General features: G+C 67.9%; 14 protein-coding genes. 7 read left to right on the top strand and 7 right to left on the bottom strand.

Annotated features, from left to right (window positions below; translation table 11 throughout):
• The first annotated feature begins 171 nt into the window (after positions 1-171).
• Positions 172-966 (top strand): SapC family protein, encoded by a 795-nt coding sequence (locus BR39_RS0106795; RefSeq protein ID WP_029909035.1) that lies wholly within the window; start codon positions 172-174, stop codon positions 964-966.
• A gap of 111 nt (positions 967-1,077) precedes the next feature.
• On the opposite strand, the gene BR39_RS0106790 is transcribed toward BR39_RS0106795, so the two are convergent.
• Positions 1,078-1,470: an acyl dehydratase gene (locus BR39_RS0106790; RefSeq protein WP_029909032.1), complete on the bottom strand. Its 393-nt coding sequence runs from the start codon at positions 1,468-1,470 to the stop codon at positions 1,078-1,080.
• 117 nt (positions 1,471-1,587) lie between these two features.
• Here BR39_RS0106790 and BR39_RS0106785 point away from each other — a divergent pair, with 117 nt between their 5' ends.
• Positions 1,588-3,780 carry a protein-disulfide reductase DsbD gene (locus tag BR39_RS0106785; RefSeq protein WP_035018177.1) on the top strand — a complete coding sequence of 731 codons (2,193 nt, stop codon included), beginning with the start codon at positions 1,588-1,590 and terminating at the stop codon, positions 3,778-3,780.
• Positions 3,781-3,935: 155 nt separating this feature from the next.
• On the opposite strand, the gene BR39_RS0106780 is transcribed toward BR39_RS0106785, so the two are convergent.
• On the bottom strand, positions 3,936-4,676 hold the full coding sequence (locus BR39_RS0106780) for a DUF1353 domain-containing protein (RefSeq protein ID WP_029909028.1): 741 nt from the start codon (positions 4,674-4,676) through the stop codon (positions 3,936-3,938).
• A gap of 160 nt (positions 4,677-4,836) precedes the next feature.
• Between BR39_RS0106780 and BR39_RS0106775 the strand changes: the two genes are divergently transcribed.
• Complete coding sequence (locus tag BR39_RS0106775; protein WP_029909026.1) at positions 4,837-5,445, top strand: thioredoxin family protein; 609 nt, start codon at positions 4,837-4,839, stop codon at positions 5,443-5,445.
• Between the two features lie 145 nt (positions 5,446-5,590).
• Here the strand turns inward: BR39_RS0106775 and BR39_RS0106770 are convergent, their stop codons facing one another.
• A complete protein-coding gene (locus tag BR39_RS0106770; RefSeq protein ID WP_029909024.1) occupies positions 5,591-6,082 on the bottom strand; it encodes a hypothetical protein in 492 nt (163 codons plus the stop codon).
• Between the two features lie 120 nt (positions 6,083-6,202).
• Between BR39_RS0106770 and pgi the strand changes: the two genes are divergently transcribed.
• A complete protein-coding gene (pgi, locus tag BR39_RS0106765; protein ID WP_029909022.1) occupies positions 6,203-7,822 on the top strand; it encodes a glucose-6-phosphate isomerase in 1,620 nt (539 codons plus the stop codon).
• A gap of 154 nt (positions 7,823-7,976) precedes the next feature.
• Here pgi and BR39_RS25680 read toward each other — a convergent pair whose 3' ends face one another.
• Positions 7,977-9,470 (bottom strand): M56 family metallopeptidase, encoded by a 1,494-nt coding sequence (locus BR39_RS25680; RefSeq protein WP_051695235.1) that lies wholly within the window; start codon positions 9,468-9,470, stop codon positions 7,977-7,979.
• On the bottom strand, positions 9,463-9,831 hold the full coding sequence (locus BR39_RS0106755; protein ID WP_029909018.1) for a BlaI/MecI/CopY family transcriptional regulator: 369 nt from the start codon (positions 9,829-9,831) through the stop codon (positions 9,463-9,465). Before BR39_RS0106755 ends, BR39_RS25680 begins: the two co-directional genes overlap by 8 nt.
• Positions 9,832-9,938: 107 nt before the next feature.
• Here BR39_RS0106755 and BR39_RS0106750 point away from each other — a divergent pair, with 107 nt between their 5' ends.
• Entirely contained in the window at positions 9,939-12,101 is a 2,163-nt protein-coding gene (locus BR39_RS0106750) for a TonB-dependent receptor domain-containing protein (RefSeq protein ID WP_051695233.1), read from the top strand.
• Positions 12,102-12,250: 149 nt separating this feature from the next.
• On the opposite strand, the gene BR39_RS0106745 is transcribed toward BR39_RS0106750, so the two are convergent.
• On the bottom strand, positions 12,251-14,344 hold the full coding sequence (locus tag BR39_RS0106745) for a TonB-dependent siderophore receptor (RefSeq protein WP_029909014.1): 2,094 nt from the start codon (positions 14,342-14,344) through the stop codon (positions 12,251-12,253).
• A gap of 266 nt (positions 14,345-14,610) precedes the next feature.
• A complete protein-coding gene (locus tag BR39_RS0106740; protein ID WP_029909012.1) occupies positions 14,611-14,823 on the bottom strand; it encodes a hypothetical protein in 213 nt (70 codons plus the stop codon).
• 856 nt (positions 14,824-15,679) lie between these two features.
• Between BR39_RS0106740 and BR39_RS26405 the strand changes: the two genes are divergently transcribed.
• Positions 15,680-16,075 (top strand): hypothetical protein, encoded by a 396-nt coding sequence (locus BR39_RS26405; protein WP_156035602.1) that lies wholly within the window; start codon positions 15,680-15,682, stop codon positions 16,073-16,075.
• Positions 16,072-16,872: a hypothetical protein gene (locus BR39_RS26095; protein WP_156035601.1), complete on the top strand. Its 801-nt coding sequence runs from the start codon at positions 16,072-16,074 to the stop codon at positions 16,870-16,872. Before BR39_RS26405 ends, BR39_RS26095 begins: the two co-directional genes overlap by 4 nt.
• Positions 16,873-16,911 lie beyond the last annotated feature (39 nt).

Genomic DNA, 16,911 nt, shown 5'->3' with positions numbered 1-16,911 from the left:
CAGCGTTTACCGGGCTTCCTTCGCGTACTGAGCGAAACGGCGGCCCGACTTAACCGTAAGGCGGAGGGGTCGATTGCGAGGCCCCTCCGGATCGGCTAGAAGCGCCGGACCCTTCTAAGGACGCCTAAACGCAATAGGCGTCCGTCTCATTAGCTTTTTGTCGAGCTGTTCATGGAAACGACCCAACCCGCCGGCGGCATCTCCGGCAACGTCCTGTTCTACTCCTCGCCGGAGCCGCTGAACCGCGAGCAGCACGCCAAGCTCGGCCTGGTCCACAAGGACAAGCCCTACAGCTTCGCCCTGAGCGGCACCGCCGTGCCGCTGGCCGTCACCGAGTTCGCCCCGGCCGCCCTGAGCTATCCGGTGATCTTCGCCGGCGAGGACCGCGTCCCGCTGGCCGTCATGGGCCTCAACACCGGCGAGAACCTGTTCATCGCCGCCGACGGCGGTTTCGAGCCGGGCTGCTACATCCCCGCCTACATCCGCCGCTATCCGTTCGTCCTGGCCAATGACGAGGCCCAGGAGCGCATGATCGTCTGCATCGATCGCGGCAGCGACCTGCTGGCCGAAGGCGGCCAGACCCCGCTGTTCGACGACAAGGGCGAGCCCACCGAATACACCCAGAACTGCATCAAGTTCTGCGACGACTTCGAAGTCGAGCGCCGCCGCACCGACTCGTTCGTGCAGCTGCTGAAGGACAACGACCTCTTCGAACTGAAGAAGGCCATCTTCACCCCGGTCGACGCCAACGGCCAGGCCGGCGAGCCCCAGACCGTGGCCGAGTACTACGGCGTCTCAGAAGAGAAGTTGAACGCCCTGTCGGCCGACAAGGTCAAGGAACTGCAGACCAGCGGCGCCCTGGCCCAGATCTACGCCCACCTGGTCTCGCTGATCGGTTGGGACCGCCTGATCGCCATGGCCACCCTGCGCCAGCAGCAGACGGCCGCCAACGGCGCACTGAACTAGGTTAGACGCTTCACGGCGTTGAAGAGGCGGCGGTTCCGAGAGGGGCCGCCGCCTTTTTCTTTGCGCGGTCGGGGACAGGCGCATGCGCCTGTCCCCAGCTTCGGTCGCCGCCTACCGCGCGAAGATGCTCCGCGTCAGGCACGAGAAGACCAGCCGTCCCGCCTCGTCCAGCAGGTCGTGCTGGGCGATGACGATGCCCTTGCCGTCGCCGACCGGGTCCTTGCCCATCACCGTCATGCGGCCGCGCAGCAGCTCGCCGGCCGGCGGGTTGCGCAGCCAGCGCAGGGCGTCGACGCCGACCCGCTTGGTCTGGGGCCAGGCGGCGCTGGCCTCGCTGTCCAGCTTGGACCAGATGGCGAAGACCATGGTGTCGGGCGCGCCGCTGGCCGCGGGCCAGCCCGGCTGGAACGCCGCGCAGAAGCTCTCCAGCGCCTTGCCGTCCACGACCGTGGTCCCCAGGGACACGACCTGGCCGATCTCGATGTCGTCGAAGGAAGCGGGCATGGACGGGCGACTCTCTTGCGAACGCGGGTCTACGACCTGATCACGGCGGCTTGGCCATTGTCGAGAGCGCTCGGAGAGGTCATGTGTCGTGCTCTCGACCTGGCCTGGAACCCGTTCATGTCGCTTCGCAAGCTGTTCGCCGTCGTACCGGCGCTGATGGTCGCCCTGTTCCTGGGCGCGCCTCCGGCGAAGGCCGATCCGGTCCACACCGGGCATATCGAGGTCGAGCTGGTCTCGCAGGAGGCCGGCGTCGCGCCGGGCTCGACGGTCTATGTGGCCCTGAGCCAGAAGATCCAGTCGGGCTGGCACACCTATTGGCGCAATCCCGGCGACGCGGGCGACGCCACCCGCATCGTCTGGACCCTCCCGGCCGGCTGGACCGCCGGCGACATCGTCTGGCCGACGCCGGAGAAGAGCCGCGTCGGGCCGCTGCTGGACTTCGCCTATACGGGCGACGTGCTGCTGCCCGTGCCGATCAGCGTGCCGGCCAACGCCCAGGTCGGCTCGGTGGTCACCCTGAAGGCCGCCGCCGCCTTCCTGGTCTGCGAACAGGTCTGCGTGCCCGAGGACGCCGTCGTCACCCTGACCCTGCCCGTGGTGGCGGGGATGCCCGGGACCGATCCGAAATGGGGCGCCAAGGTCGCCGAGACCCTGGCCAAGGCCCCCAAGCCGGCCGGGCTGAAGGCGGTGTTCCAGCTGCAGGGTTCGGTGCTGAAGCTGGCCGTGACCGGCGCGCCGCTGAAGGGCGCCGACGTGTCGGGCGCGTTCTTCTATCCCTATTCCGGCAAGGCCATCGAGCATCCGCCCGAACAGGCGATCGAGCGCGGTCCCGAGGGCCTGACCCTGTCGCTGACCCCCGGCTACGACTTCACCCAGGCCGAGCAGAAGCCGACCGAGCTGTCCGGCGTGCTGGCCCTGAACGGCGTGGCCTACGAGGTCACCGCCACGCCCGGGACGATCCCGGCCGAAGCCGGCGGCCTGGGCGCGCCGCCCGCCGCGCCGGCCAAGGCCCGCGGGACCGCCAATAGCGCCGATGGGGGCGCGAGCCTGGGCCTGCCCCTGGCCGTGGCCTTCGCCTTCCTGGGCGGCCTGATCCTGAACCTGATGCCCTGCGTCTTCCCGATCCTGTCGATGAAGGCCGCCAGCCTGACCGCCCACGCCCACGACGCCGGCAAGACCCGCGTCCAGGGCCTGGCCTTCCTGGTCGGGGTGGTCGTCACCTTCCTGGCCCTGGCCGGCCTGCTGATCGCCGTGCGGGCGGGCGGGGCGGCCGTGGGCTGGGGCTTCCAGCTGCAGTCGCCGGCCGTGGTCGCGGGGCTGGCCCTGCTGATGCTGCTGGTGGCGCTGAACATGTCGGGCGTGTTCGAGGTCGGGGCCTCGGTGCAGAACGCGGCCTCGGGCGCGGGCGCGGGCGGCGACGGCGTGGCCGGTTCGTTCCTGACCGGCGCCCTGGCGGTGCTGGTCGCCGCCCCCTGCACCGCGCCGTTCATGGCCGGGGCCCTGGGCTACGCCCTGACCCAGCCGCCGCTGCTGTCGCTGGCCGTCTTCCTGGGCCTGGCCCTGGGCTTCGCCGCGCCGTTCGTGCTGCTGGCCTTCATCCCCGGCCTGCTGGGCCGCCTGCCGCGCCCCGGTCCGTGGATGGACGTGCTGAAGAAGGGCCTGGCCTTCCCGATGTACGCCACGGCCGCTTGGCTGGCCTGGGTGTTCAGCCAGCAGACCGGGCCGATCCCGCTGGCGATGATATTCGCCGCCGCCGTCCTGATCGCCTTCGCCGCCTGGCTCTATGGCCTGGCCCAGGCGCGGGGCGCGTTGGGCAAGAGCCAGGTCGCGCCTCTGGTGATCGCCCTGGTCAGCCTGGCCGGGGTGATCGCCCTGGTCTGGGTCGCCGCCCGGGGCGAGCCCCAGGTGACCCCCCTCCATGACGAGCGGCCGCCGGCCTCGAGCGCGGCCGGTCCCGGACTGGCCGCCGAGGCCTGGAGTCCGGAGAAGGTCAAGGCGCTGCAGGCCCAGGGCAAGGTGGTGATGGTCGACTTCACCGCCGACTGGTGCGTGACCTGCAAGGTCAACGAGGGCACGGCCCTGAAGGGCCAGCGCCTGGTCGACGCCTTCAAGGCCCATGACGCGGTGCTGCTGCGCGCCGACTGGACCAAGCGCGACGCGACCATCGCCGCCGCCCTGGCCGAGCACGGCCGCGCGGGCGTGCCGCTGTACCTGGTCTATCCGAAGGGGAGCGGCGAGCCGGTGGTGCTGCCGCAGTTGCTGACCGAGGGACTGGTGATCGAGGCCATCGAAAAAGCGGCCAAGGGTTAGAGCGGCGAACACTTGCCCCTTACGGACCGCTTCGCGGTCGTCTTCCCCGGAGGGGGAAGAGCCCTGCCGCCGCCGCCGCGCGAGTGGCTCCGCCCCCTAAGGGGGCGGACAGGCGGCGAAGCCGCCAGGTGGGGGCAAGTAGGTGAGCCTCGATCCTACTTCTTCTTATCGCCCTTGCCGCCGAACGGCAGGCGTTCCTTCACCTGGTCCAGCGGCGTGCGGGTCACCGTCACGGGCGGCGGCGGGGCCGTCACCTGGACCAGCAGGGGATAGGCCCGCCAGCCCGACTGGATCAGGGCGCCGAAGCCCTGGCAGCGCGGCATGACGCGCACGGCCCCGGTCCTGGGCTTGGCGAACGGCGCGGGCTGGAACAGGTCCTGGCGCTTGGGATCGGTGAACCGCCAGTCCGTGGGCAGGCCGTAGCCCTTCTCGCCGCCGATGCGCACGGCCTTGTAGGCGATGTTGGCCTGGAACGGCGGCACGCCGTACTTCAGCATCGCCCGCAGGAAGATGTCGTCGGCCTCCTGCCGCTTGCCCGGCTCGCCGATCGTGTAGAGCCAGTCGTGGACGATGGCCGCCCGCGCCGTCGGCCCCTGCGGGTCGACGAAGCCCTGGCCGTACCAGGGCACGCTGGCGAAGTCGGTGACGTACCAGCGCGGCACCACGATCACCTTGCCGGTCTCGACGTCGCAATAGGGGAACTCGGCGTCCAGGGTGAACAGCTTGCGGCCGTCCTTGGTCTGGTTGAACAGCATCACCGGCTGCGGCGTCAGCGAGCTGGGCGGGGTGGGCGCCACGACCGGCACGAAGACCGTGGTCTTGGTCTCGGTGGCGCAGCCGGCCAAGGCCAGGCCGAGGGTGACGAGAACGGCGGAGATCTTGGACTTCGGCGGCATGATCGGTCTTCTGGACAACGAGCTGCGCCTTATCAAGCGTCGATGGCGAAGGTGCGGCGATGAGGCCGTGCAGGCGGCGTGGAGTTTTTGCGAGTCTTTCGCGGAACGGGGTTTTGTGGAATCCTCCGCCCCGGAGGGGTTTCATCCTGGGAGAAACGCCATGCCGATCACCCGCCGTCTCGTCGCCGCCGGCCTGCCCGCGCTGATGCTGGCGATCCCGTCCCTGGCCCACGCCAAGGCCGCCCCCGCCTTCACCGCCGTCGACGTGGACGGCAAGACCCGCTCGCTGTCCGAGTTCAAGGGCAAGGTCGTGGTGCTGGAGTGGGTCAACGAGGGCTGCCCCTACGTCCGCAAGCACTACTCCGGCAACATGCAGGGCCTGCAGCAGGCGGCCACGGCCGACGGCGTGGTCTGGCTGACCATCGCCTCGTCGGCGCCGGGCAAGCAGGGCTATTTCCCCGACGGCGCGGCCGCCAGGACCTGGATGAACGCCAAGGGCGCCAAGCCGACCACCCTGCTGCTGGACCCGCAGGGGACGGTGGCCACGGCCTACAAGGCCAAGACCACGCCGCACATGTTCGTCATCGATCGCGACGGCCAGATCGTCTACGAGGGCGCGATCGACGATACGCCCAGCGCCAAGGTCGAGGACCTGAAGACGGCCAAGAACTACGTCGCCGCGGCGCTCAACGACGTGAAGGCGGGGCGCAAGGTGGCGGTGGCCTACAGCCAGCCGTACGGGTGCTCGGTGAAGTACAAGGACGCTTAGGTTTCCCATAGACCCGCTCATCCCGGCGAATGCCGGGACCCAGATGGAATAGCGGAGTGGTGGGTTCCTTGCGCTGTGAGCCCATCCCGTCAGACCCCACGCCTTGGGATCTGGGTCCCGGCATTCGCCGGGATGAGCGGGTTCTTTAAGCCGCCGGCTGCGGCGGCGCGGTGATCACCTCGACGTTGTCGTTCAGCAGATAGACCATGTCCCTTAACGCCAGGTCTTGATCCTTGACGGTCTTGGCCTGCGCCACCGCCTTCAGCTTCTCGGGCAGGTCCTGGCTGATGCCGCGCAGGATGCACTTGAGGTCGTCGACCGCCCCGCGCTCCTTCAGGGTGACGTGGCCCTTCATGTCCAGGTCCGACAGCTCGCCGATCTTCACCCCGAACGCGTCCCAGCCCTTCAGGGCGGCGGCGACGGCGGCGGGGTCCTTGGGCAGGGCGGCGCGGTAGGCCTCGGTCTGGGCCTTCAGCTTCCTGGCCCGGCCGACGATGTCGACGAACAGCGGCTCGCCAGCCACTGAAGCTGGGGGCTGGCCTTGTTGGACGACAGCCGGGGCGGCGTTTGCCTGTGCGTCCGGACTGAACGAAGCGAACAACAGCATGGCCGAAAAGGCGACGGCGTCACACGACATGGGGACCTCCCGCAAAAAACGTCATTGGTCTGCCATGACGTGGCGGCAGGGGTTTGCTAAGCCCGCCCGGGTAAACGCCGATTTACCAAACCGCATCGACTCAGTGTGAAGGAACGCCGCATGGCCGATCTCGACGCCGCCTGGAACCGCCTGGAAGCCGCCGCCAAGGCCGCCGGCGAAAAGCGCATCGTCGAGTTCTTCGAGGCCGAGCCCCGGCGTCTCGAAACCCTGACCCTGGACGTCGCCGGCCTGCACGTCGACCTGTCCAAGCAGGCCTGGGACGAGGCCGGCCTCGAGGCCGCGCTCGACCTGGCCCACGCGGCCGACGTCGAGGGCGCCCGGGCCGCGATGTTCGGCGGCGAGGCGATCAATTCGTCCGAGGGCCGCGCGGTCCTGCACACCGCCCTGCGCGCCAAGGCCGACGCCGACGTGAAAGCCGGCGGCGTCCCGGTCATGGCCGAGGTCGAGGCCGTCCGCGGCCGGATGAAGGCCTTCGCCGAGGCCGTCCGCTCGGGCGCGATCAAGGGCGCCACCGGCAAGCCGTTCAAGGCCATCCTGCACATCGGCATCGGGGGCTCGGACCTGGGTCCCCGCCTGCTGTGGGACGCCCTGCGGCCGGTGAAGCCGTCGATCGACCTGCGCTTCGTGGCCAATGTGGACGGCGCCGAGTTCGCCCTGACCACGGCCGACATGGACCCCGAAGAGACCCTGGTCATCGTGGTCTCCAAGACCTTCACCACCCAGGAGACCCTGGCCAACGCCGGTGCCGCCCGCGCCTGGCTGGCCGCGGCCCTGGGCGAGACCGGCGCCAACCAGCACCTGGCCGCCATCTCCACGGCGCTGGACAAGACGGCTGCTTTTGGGGTGGCCGACGACCGCGTGTTCGGCTTCTGGGACTGGGTGGGCGGCCGCTATTCGCTGTGGTCGTCGGTCAGCCTGTCGGTGGCCGTGGCCTGCGGCTGGGAGGTGTTCCAGGGCTTCCTGGACGGCGCGGCGGCCATGGACGAGCACTTCCGCACCGCCTCGCTGGAGGTCAACGCCCCGGTGCTGATCGCCCTGGCCCAGATCTTCAACCGCAACGGCCTGGACCGCCGGGCCCGCTCGGTCGTGCCCTATTCGCACCGCCTGCGCCGCCTGGCCTCGTTCCTCCAGCAGCTGGAGATGGAGAGCAACGGCAAGTCGGTCGGTCCGGACGGCAAGCCGGTCAAGCGCGGCACCGCCACCGTGGTGTTCGGCGACGAGGGCACCAACGTCCAGCACGCCTACTTCCAGTGCATGCACCAGGGGACCGACATCACCCCGATGGAGCTGATCGGCGTGGCGAAGTCCGACGAGGGCCCGGCCGGCATGCACGAGAAGCTGCTGTCCAACCTGCTGGCCCAGGCCGAGGCCTTCATGGTGGGCCGGACCACGCAGGACGTCGTCGCCGAGCTGACCGCCAAGGGCGTCTCCCAGGCCGAGATCGCGACCCTGGCCCCGCAGCGCACCTTCGCCGGCAACCGGCCCTCGACCCTGGTGCTGATGGACCGCCTGACGCCCCAGGCGTTCGGCGCCCTGATCGCCCTCTATGAGCACAAGACCTTCGTCGAGGGCGTGATCTGGGGCATCAACAGCTTCGACCAGTGGGGCGTGGAGCTGGGCAAGGTGATGGCCGGCCGCATCCTGCCGGAGCTGGAGAGCGGGGCCGTGGGGAGCCACGATCCGTCGACGACGGCGCTGATCTCGCGGCTGAAGAAGTAGGGATCAGTCCCCACTCGATCCGCTCATCCCGGCGAATGCCGGGACCCAGATCCTAAAACGGGGTGACTGATTGGAAGAGCTCGGCGCTCTTGGCGTCAGCCTCACCGCCATTCCATCTGGGTCCCGGCATTCGCCGGGATGAGCGGGTTGGAAGTCACCCCCAACCCGCGTCCCCGTGCTCGATCATCCGGCGGCCTTCCTCGACCTCCTCCGGCGTCTCGGGGCGGACGGTGGCGGTGACGACCATGGCCTGGCCGGTCGGCATGCGGACGATGCCCGTCTTGCCAGGCAGGAGATCGATCGAGCCGGTCAGTTCCGGCCGGAAGGCCCGGCCCAGACTGACCGTGACCCGCAGGCGCTCGCCCTCCTGGACCACGCTGGTGAACACCGAATAGCGGCTGCCGCCCCGCTCGTAGGCGCCCTTGCGATAGAGCCGCTGCGAGCCGAAGGCGGTGAAGTCCGACCACAGCGCGATCCCGTCCGGCGCCAGGCCGCTGGCCACGACCCGCACCGCCGAGCCGGGCTGGACCAGCGAGCGGTCGGCCACCGCCTGGATGATGCGCGCCGGGCGCTGAAGGCCCGGCGGGCGGATTGGCTCTAGGGTCGGCGCGGCGGCCGCGACCAGGGGTTCGGCGGTCGCCTTCGCCTCGGTCCGGGCCGCCGGTCCGTGGGGCCTGGCGGGCCGGGCGGGCGGCGACGGGGCGCGCGGAGCCGACGGCGAATAGGCCGCGCGCCGGATCGCCGCGCCTTCCGGGGCGGACGCCGCCGGGGTCTCGTAGACCAGGGCCAGCCGGGCCGGACGCGCGGCCCAGGCGCCCACGGCGCCGGCCAGGGCCAGGGTCACGGTCAGGCCGGCCCCGGCCAGGCGGCGCGCGCGACTAGGCGCCGGGCGGGTCAGCAACCGCACGCGCTCGGCCAGGGGGTGGCTGGACCAGTGGCAGCCCAGCGGTATGGGGCGGGCGGCCAGCTGGGTCTTCAGCATGGCCTGGGCGTAGGCCTTGCGGGCCTTGGGATGAGCGGCGACGACCCGGGCGTCGCAGGCCAGCTCCTGGTCGATCTTCAGCCAGTGCGACATGGCGTGGGCCGCCGGATTGAACCAGTTCACGCAGGTCAGCAGGGCCAGGCCGGCGTTGATCGCCGGGTCGCCGCGCTCCAGGTGGACCTGCTCGTGGGCCAGCACGACCTCGCGCTCGGCCGGAGTGTAGCGCTGGGCGAAGTCCGCCGGGGTCACGACGCGCGGCCGCAGCAGGCCGACCACGGCGGGCCCGGCCCGTCCGGCCCGAGCCGCGCGGGCGAACCGCAGCTGGCGCCAGGTCTGCCAGGCCAGGCAGGCGGCCACGCCGGCCAGCCACAGCCCGACCAGCCACGGCAGGGCGTCGAACGGCGCGGCGCCGGGAACCGCTCCCGCCGACGGAAGCGCCGTCTCCGTGGCCTCCATCGCGGCGGCGGCCAGGCGCACCGTCACCAGCCGCGCCGGAACCAGCATGGCCAGGACGGCCAGCGGCGGCAGGATCCACAGGCCGTAGGCGATCCGCGCGCCGAACAGCCGCCGGACGGGCAGGCGCAGGACCATCACCCCGGCCACCGCGACGGCCAGGGCCAGGTTGGCGCGCAGCAGGATCTCTCCGAGCTCCGGCAGGTCAGCCATCGTCCTCGATCTCCGCGATCAGGTCCTTCAGCAGCTGGACGTCCTTGGCCGTCAGCGCCTGGTGCTGGGCGAAATGGGCGACCAGCGGGGCCACCTCGCCGCCGAACAGCCGGTCGACCAGGCCCTGGCTTTCGGACTGCACATAGTCGTCGCGCGTGATCAGGGGGCGATAGAGATAGCCGCCCGCCTCGCGCGACCCGGCGATGGCGCCCTTGCGCAGCAGGCGGGTGACCAGGGTCTTGACCGTGCCCGGCGCCCAGTCGTGGGCCTCGCCCACCTCCGCCACCACGCCGTCCGGCGTCAGCGGTCCGCATCGCCACAGCGCTTCCATCACCTGGCTCTCCGCGCCCGAAATCCGCACGTGCCGCCTCCATTACCGAAAGTACATTTGTATTCTAGTCGAAAGTACAGCTGTATCATAAGCCATTCCGCCGCGCCCGCCAGCGGCTTTCCCAGGGGGATCTTCACGTGCATATCGGCCTCGTCTGGGCGGCGCTCGCCGCCGCTCAAGCCGCTCCGGCGGCGACTCCCGCGTCCACGCCCGTCGCGGCGCCGCCGAAGCCCGCCGAGGCGGCGACGGGCGTCAGCGCCGTGGAGGTCAAGGCCGACGCGCCCCAGGTCCGCACCTCGATCGACCGGCGCAGCTACAGCGTCTCCAGCGATCTCTCCAGCCAGGCCGGCACGGTGGCCGACGCCCTGCGCAACATCCCGTCGGTCGAGGTCGATCTGCAGGGCAATGTCAGCCTGCGCGGCGACTCGTCGGTGACCATCCTGATCGACGGCAAGTCCTCGAGCCTGTTCCAGGGCGAAGGGCGCGGCCAGGCGCTGCAGCAGATGTCGGCCGACCGCGTCGACCGGGTCGAGGTCAGCACCAACCCCTCGGCCGAGTTCAGGGGCGACGGCACGGGCGGGGTCATCAACCTGATCACCAAGAAGGCCAAGGGGGCCGGCCGCACCAGCGGGCTGCGCCTGACCACCGGCGATTCCGGACGCGGCGGGATCAGCGGCAATGTCGGCTACAACGGCGGCAAGCTGTCGGCCTCGGGCGACCTGGGCTATCGCCGCGACGCCACCGACCAAGTCGAATACGAGCATCGCCGGCAGGCCGATCTCGACAGCGAGACGCGCGGGACGAGCCAGCTCGACTTCGAGAGCGTCACCGGCCAGGGCTCGGTCGACTACGATCTGACCGACACGCTGCGGCTGGGCGGCGAGGCGCGGCTGTCGCGCTTCGACCTGGCGGTCGACACCCGGTCCAGCACGGACCGCCAGGACGGCGCCGGCGATCCGACCCAGGCCTATGACCGCGACCTGACCGTCCGCCAGCGGCGCGACAACGCCTCGGTCAGCGGCAACCTGCGCCGCAAGTTCGACGGCGACGGCCACGAGCTGACCCTGAAGCTCAGCTATGACGTCACGGACGATAACCGGGTCCGGACCGGCCATACCGTCAACACCTTGCCGGCGGCCTCCAGCGCCTTCGACCAGCAGCGCCTGGGCTACGACGTCCGCCAGACCGACCTGAAGGGCGACTATGTCCGGCCGGTGGGCGAGGGGCGGACGCTGAAGCTGGGGTTCGACCTGCAGTTCGATGACAACGGCTACACCAACCGGGGCTTCCGGGGCGCGGCCCTGGACGCGCTGGTCCCCGACCCGCTGCTGACCAGCATCTTCCTGTACGAGCAGACCCTGAGCCAGGCCTACGCCACCTACGAGCGGCCGGTGGGCGCGCTGACCGTGCTGGCCGGCCTGCGCTACGAGAAGTCCCAGCTGGACCTGGCCACGCCCGACCGCCGGGACGAGAACGATACGGCCGACTGGCTGCCCAGCCTGCACCTGTCCTACCCGCTGGGCGAGCGCCAGAAGCTGACCGCCAGCTACAGCGAACGCCTGCAGCGCCCCGGCCCGTTCGACCTGAGCCCCGTCCCGTTCATGCTGGACCCGCTCAACTACCGGATCGGCAATCCGAACCTGAAGCCCCAGGAGACCCAGTCGTTCGAGCTGGGCTGGCAGTACCGCAAGGCCCCGCTGCTGGCCATGGCCACCCTGTACTACCGCCTGAACGACAAGGTGATGAGCGACGTGGTCGCCGATGTCGGCGGCGGGGTGTTCGTCACCACCAAGGCCAATGTCGCCCAGAGCCGCAACGGCGGGCTGGAGCTGGTGCTGAACGGCAAGCTCTCCAAGACCCTGACCTACAATCTCAGCTCCAACCTGTTCTGGTCCGAGCTGGACGCGGCCAATCTGGGTTTCGCCGACAAGCGCTCGATGACCGCCGCCTCGGGCCGGGCCAGCCTCAGCTGGCAGGCCACGGCCAAGGACCTGCTGCAGGTCAACGGCTTCGTCAACGGCAAGCGCCTGACCGCCCAGGGCTACACGATGTCCTCGACCGGGATCGACCTGGGCTATCGCCGCAAGATCGACGATCGCCTGTCGCTGGTGGTCACGGTCCAGGACGTCCTGGGCCTCTACCGCAACAAGGAGGTGATCGACACGCCGGCCCTGAAGAGCCTGGTGGTCCGCGACGTCGACGCCCGCATGCTCCGCGTCAGCCTGGCCTGGACCTTCGGGGCCGGCAAGCGCAAGGACGCCGCCTTCGACTTCCAGGGGCCGGGCGGGCCGCCCCAGTAGCGTCCATCCGTTGTCATCCCGGCCGTAGCGAAGCGAAGAGCCGGGACCCAGGGGCCGGTGCAGTGCGGCGGCCCCTGGGTCCCGGACCGCCTCTTCGAGGCTTCCGGGATGACAACTTGAGATGAGGCGCTCCAATCAGGTCCAGGCGGCTAGAACGTCTTCCGCAGCTTCAGGGTCACGAAGGTGTTGGGGTTGATGTCGCGCTCCTCGGTGAAGGCCACCGGCCGCGGCGGGGCGCGGTCGGCATAGACCGTGCGGCGGATCACGAAGTCGTCCCAGATGTTCAGCTGGGCGCGCAGCGACAGGGTCGGGGTGGGCTTGTATTCGACGAAGCCTTCCAGATAGCCCGCCCCGCGCCAGCCGCTGGTCTGGTCCGGATCGAAGGTCTCCAGGCCCAGCTTCGGCAGCCAGTTGATGCCCCACTGGGTCTTCCAGGCGGTGATGTCCTGCTGGAAGCCGATATTGGCCTGGGTCGGGCGCACGTCCGAGATCGGGCGGTCCTGGTGGGTGGTCGGGTCGGTGACGTGGGTCTCGTTCCAGTCGTTCTTGAAGGTGAACCGGCCGCCCTTGATCCCCCACTTGTCGGTGGGCACCACGATGTTGACCGACAGCTTGTCCAGCGTGCCGTTGCCGATGTTGCCCGTCGCCGACAGCCCGCCGTCCAGCGGCAGGCGGTCGATCACGTCGATGATCTCGTCGTGGCGGTAGCCGATCGAGACGATGCCCTCGCCCCAGAACCGCCGCTCGAAGGTCACTTCCGAGATCCAGCGCTGCTCGGGCTTGAGGTCCACATTGCCGCCGTGCACGTTGCCGTCGTCGAAGTCGGACGAGGCCACGAAGTCGCCGAAGTCCAGCTGGCCCAGCTCGCGCTCGAAGCGGAAGCGCACCTGGTGGTTGGCCTTGGGCGTCCAGGTCACCTGGAAGCGCGGCTTGGGATAGAAGAAGCTCTCCTTGGCCGAGGCGTCGCCCGACTGCTTGATCGTCGAGGTCTCCAGCCGCAGCCCGCCCTCCAGGGTCAGGCGCGGGTTCACCCGCCAGGTCCCCTTGACGAAGGCCTCGCCGCGCAGCTCCTCCACCTTGACCGAGGCGCTGGGCAGGTCCACCGCCGTCCCGCCCAGGGTGAAGGCCTGCTGGGTGTCCAGCATGTTGTAGGCCACCTCGCCGCCGGCCTCGATCGTGATCGCGGCGCTGCGCTCGTGGCGGACCAGGGCCCGCAGGATCGATTCCGACGAGTCGCCCTCGGAGGTGAACCGGGCCTCCGGCGCCGCCACGCCCAGCGAGCTCTCGCGGCCGGTCGCCTCGTTCTCGAAGCTCTCGAACTGGTGGATCAGCCGGCTCTCCAGCGTCCACTTCGGCGCCAGCGGGCGGATGTAGGTCAGGCCCAGCTCGCCCGACTTGGTGTCCTCGGCGTAGTCGCTGTACGAGCGGTCCGGGCCGCCGGTCACCCCGATCTCCTGCCACTCCTGCCAGTCGTGGATGCCGTACTGGGCCGTGGCCTCCAGCTTGCCGCCGGCCACGGGGCCCGAATAGTTCAGGCGGATCGAGTCGCCGCCGCCATAGCCGTCGTTGGCGAACGGCAGGTCGGACTTCACCGCCCCCGACGCGTCGCGGATGATGTCGCGGCCCACGCCGTTGGAGTCGCTGGTCGAAGTGCCGTCGCTCAGCAGCACGCTCCAGCTGCGGTCGCCGTTCTTGGCGGTGAACTGGTAGCTGCCGCCGTAGACGTCGTGGCCGCCGTCGAACAGCGAGGCGTTCCAGGTGACGATCGACTGGCGGCTGGCGGTGGTCTTCAGGATCACGTTCACCACCACCGAATAGCCCTGCATGTCGATGCCGGGCGCTCCGCCGCGGATCAGCTCGATGCGCTCCACCTGGCTGGCGGGCGTGCGCTCCAGCACGTCGGTGCCGGCGTCGTTCTTCGAGGCCGGGCGGTTGTTGTTGATCAGGATGTTGCCGACCGAGCCCTCGAAGCCGCGCGTCCCGGCCCCGTCGTCGGCGGTGAAGCCGGGCACCCGGTCCACCATGTCCAGCGCGGTGTTCGGGCGCTGGGCGGCGAAGAAGTCGGGGGTGAAGACCAGCACGCCCTTCTGGGCCGAGTCGTCCAGCGGCGCTGTCGCGGTCGGGCCGGTCGGGATCGGGGCCTGGGCGGCCTGCGGCGCATCAGCGGCGCCAGGGGCGGCATGAGCCGCGCCGGCGGTGAAAAACAGGGCGGCGGCGCTCGCCAGCAGCATGGTCTTGGTCATCGTGTCATCCCCTCAGATGAGGCGATAACTGCCGACCCCGGACGTTCATCTCAAGTTACAAGCCGGAAAGGTGCGTTACATCGGTGTCACATTACATGGTGTTCATGTTCGTGGACTGTGAGGCGGTTGTGGATAAATCAGTAAAGACGTCGTTAAGACTTGGATGAACCTGGGAAACACTGAAGCGCGGCCGGGGACACGCCCTCGCGGCGTGTCCCCAAAACGCTCAATGATGGGACACGCCCTCGCGGCGTGTCCCCGAAAGATCAGGGACGGTCCCTGCCCGCCTCCGCCGCCATCCGGGCCAGCGTCCGCTCGCGATTGCGCAGGAGCCTCAAGTTGAGCTCCCGCATCAGCGTCTGGCCCGTGGTCGCCAGCCGGGCCTCGATCTCCGCGTCGGTGAGGCTGTCGAGATCGTCCGCCTTCCCGAAGGCGGCCAGGTGGTCATTGGCGGGGGTGGGCGGCTTGCCTCTGCTCATTCGAAATCTCCTTGAATGACTTGGCTGGGGAAGAAGCCGGGGACATGCCCTCGGGCGTGTCCCCAAATCACGCACTGCATCTGCCGGGGACACGCGCGAGCGCATGTCCCCGTCCGGGAAACCCGGCGGGTGGGGAGGCGGCGGAGCGTCCGGGCCATGCCCGGTGTAGAGTTTGGGAGTGTACCGTTTCGACAGGATCCGAACGCTCCGCGCGGCCGGTGGACGAGAGCCTTCGGGTCGCGGATTATTAACCCGCTCCGATGGAGGCCCCCGGCGGGCGGAAGGGTGACGAACCCATCCGGACCGCGCGGGCGATTTCAGCCCGCGCCTGCCGCGCCCGCCGATCCTCCGCCGCCCGGGCTTCGTCCCCCGCTTGGGAGGAACCTGCCCGGGACCGCCGCGAAGGCGCCCCGAAGGACCCCGACGACCGCTACCCGCTCGACCGCCCCCGCCACCCGCCAGGTCGCCAGCTGGACGGCCTCCCCGGTGGTGGGGCGAGGGTTAGTATGCGGGCGTTTTGGAGGTGTAGGATAAGTTTGGGTCTATGCTTGGCTTGGCGGGCGTAAGGCGTTGAATTTGTTGGGGGCGAAGTGGGTGTATTCCCGTGGTGAAAGGAGGATGGAGGGCATTCTTCTCCGGCTAGGCCGCCCTATCCGCCGTTAACGGCCAAGGTGCCGGCGGGATTGAGGAGGCTGGCGATGGGCGGGTTTGTTCGGTCCACGTCTGCCGTATGAGTGACGGTCCTTCAGCGCACGGGTGCTCGCTCGAACAAAGCGCCTCGGCTTGACAGGTCGTTCAAGGCTTCTCTCGACGAAGGGTCCACAATCGCTGTAGCGTTCTGAGTTGTGGGTGGGTGATGATCGCAACTGTACGAAGAGCGCTGAGGGCGATAGCGGCTTCGCCACGATGGCGAACCGCGCTGTCGGTATTACTTGCGATCAGTACCGGTCTTGTCTCGGGCGCGCTAATTAATGAAATTACAATTGAAAATCGAGTCAATTGGCTGTTCGCCTTCAAAAGTTATAATCTATATATTTTGATCTTTTTTGCTTTGTTGAACTATTTATACTACGACTCAATACATAAAATTGAGGTGGAAATACTGAAATTCTCAGATAGTGTTTTTTGTATAGCTTATGTTCGAAGTCAATTGCTGCCAGATGCTGTTGAAGCGGCAAAAATCAGGATACGCAACGGCGATACGGTGGAGTTTGAAGCGGCTATGGCATCATTTAAGAAGGTGCTTCGGTGAAGTACGTTCCAACGCCAAATTTCGCCGGCAAGGCTGCTAGTGCGAGCGCGGCATCCCTGGACGCAATCAAACGTTTTGTCGCGTTTATTTCGTCTGCTTCTCCAGATGACCTTAATGAGTCAAACAACATATCTAATCTTTCTGCCGAAGATATTTGCGTTTGGAAAAGTTTAGATGCCTGGATAGTTTTCAGCTTGGGCCTCGACGAGGCTGGGGACGAATATGCCTTGCTTGCAGATCTTATAGATCTCAATCGTTCCAGCCAGCCGGTCGCATCGAACTACGCAGCAAAGGACCCACGCGTTAATAGTAATTATAATCCTCGCGCCAATTCGAGAATAAACCCTCGCGTCAATAGTAGTCTAAATCCTCGTGTCAATTCGCGAATAAATCCGCGCGTGAATAGTTCTCTAAATCCACGGGTAAATAGCGCTATAAATCCTCGGGTCAATTCGGCAATAAATTATCGGGTCAATTCTGCTATTAATCCAAGATTAAACTCCTCTATAAATCCGAGGGTGAATTCGAGCATCAATCCAAGAGTAAACCGATCTTTTGGCGGTCCGTTTGTCTATGACTCGGACATAAACAGGCTGGGATATGTTCTTCGTGTGAACGACAAAATTACGTTGGCGTTCGATGAGCAAAATTCGCTTTGGAGAATTGCTGTGCACAGGGGTGATGGCTTTTCAGTTTTTAATGATGCCAACGAATATGTGGAGCATTGGGTCTCGGATGGTCAGGGTGGTCTTCTAAGATTCAGTGTCGATAACGATTGGATTGGTTTGATTGTTTAAAATAATCTGTAGGCCATAGGATCATTGTGCGAATTTTGG

This window comes from Caulobacter sp. UNC358MFTsu5.1 (genome assembly GCF_000712075.1).
In the GTDB taxonomy this organism is placed as follows: domain Bacteria; phylum Pseudomonadota; class Alphaproteobacteria; order Caulobacterales; family Caulobacteraceae; genus Caulobacter.
This window is presented reverse-complemented; position numbering and strand designations above follow the sequence as displayed.

Bases quoted from the DNA above. Each gene is read 5' to 3' on its own strand.
- BR39_RS0106795 (WP_029909035.1), top strand. From the start codon at position 172: ATGGAAACGACCCAACCCGCCGGCGGCATCTCCGGCAACGTCCTGTTC.
- BR39_RS0106790 (WP_029909032.1), bottom strand. From the start codon at position 1,470: ATGCCCGCTTCCTTCGACGACATCGAGATCGGCCAGGTCGTGTCCCTG.
- BR39_RS0106785 (WP_035018177.1), top strand. From the start codon at position 1,588: ATGTCGCTTCGCAAGCTGTTCGCCGTCGTACCGGCGCTGATGGTCGCC.
- BR39_RS0106780 (WP_029909028.1), bottom strand. From the start codon at position 4,676: ATGCCGCCGAAGTCCAAGATCTCCGCCGTTCTCGTCACCCTCGGCCTG.
- BR39_RS0106775 (WP_029909026.1), top strand. From the start codon at position 4,837: ATGCCGATCACCCGCCGTCTCGTCGCCGCCGGCCTGCCCGCGCTGATG.
- BR39_RS0106770 (WP_029909024.1), bottom strand. From the start codon at position 6,082: ATGTCGTGTGACGCCGTCGCCTTTTCGGCCATGCTGTTGTTCGCTTCG.
- pgi (WP_029909022.1), top strand. From the start codon at position 6,203: ATGGCCGATCTCGACGCCGCCTGGAACCGCCTGGAAGCCGCCGCCAAG.
- BR39_RS25680 (WP_051695235.1), bottom strand. From the start codon at position 9,470: ATGGCTGACCTGCCGGAGCTCGGAGAGATCCTGCTGCGCGCCAACCTG.
- BR39_RS0106745 (WP_029909014.1), bottom strand. From the start codon at position 14,344: ATGACCAAGACCATGCTGCTGGCGAGCGCCGCCGCCCTGTTTTTCACC.
- BR39_RS0106740 (WP_029909012.1), bottom strand. From the start codon at position 14,823: ATGAGCAGAGGCAAGCCGCCCACCCCCGCCAATGACCACCTGGCCGCC.
- BR39_RS26405 (WP_156035602.1), top strand. From the start codon at position 15,680: ATGATCGCAACTGTACGAAGAGCGCTGAGGGCGATAGCGGCTTCGCCA.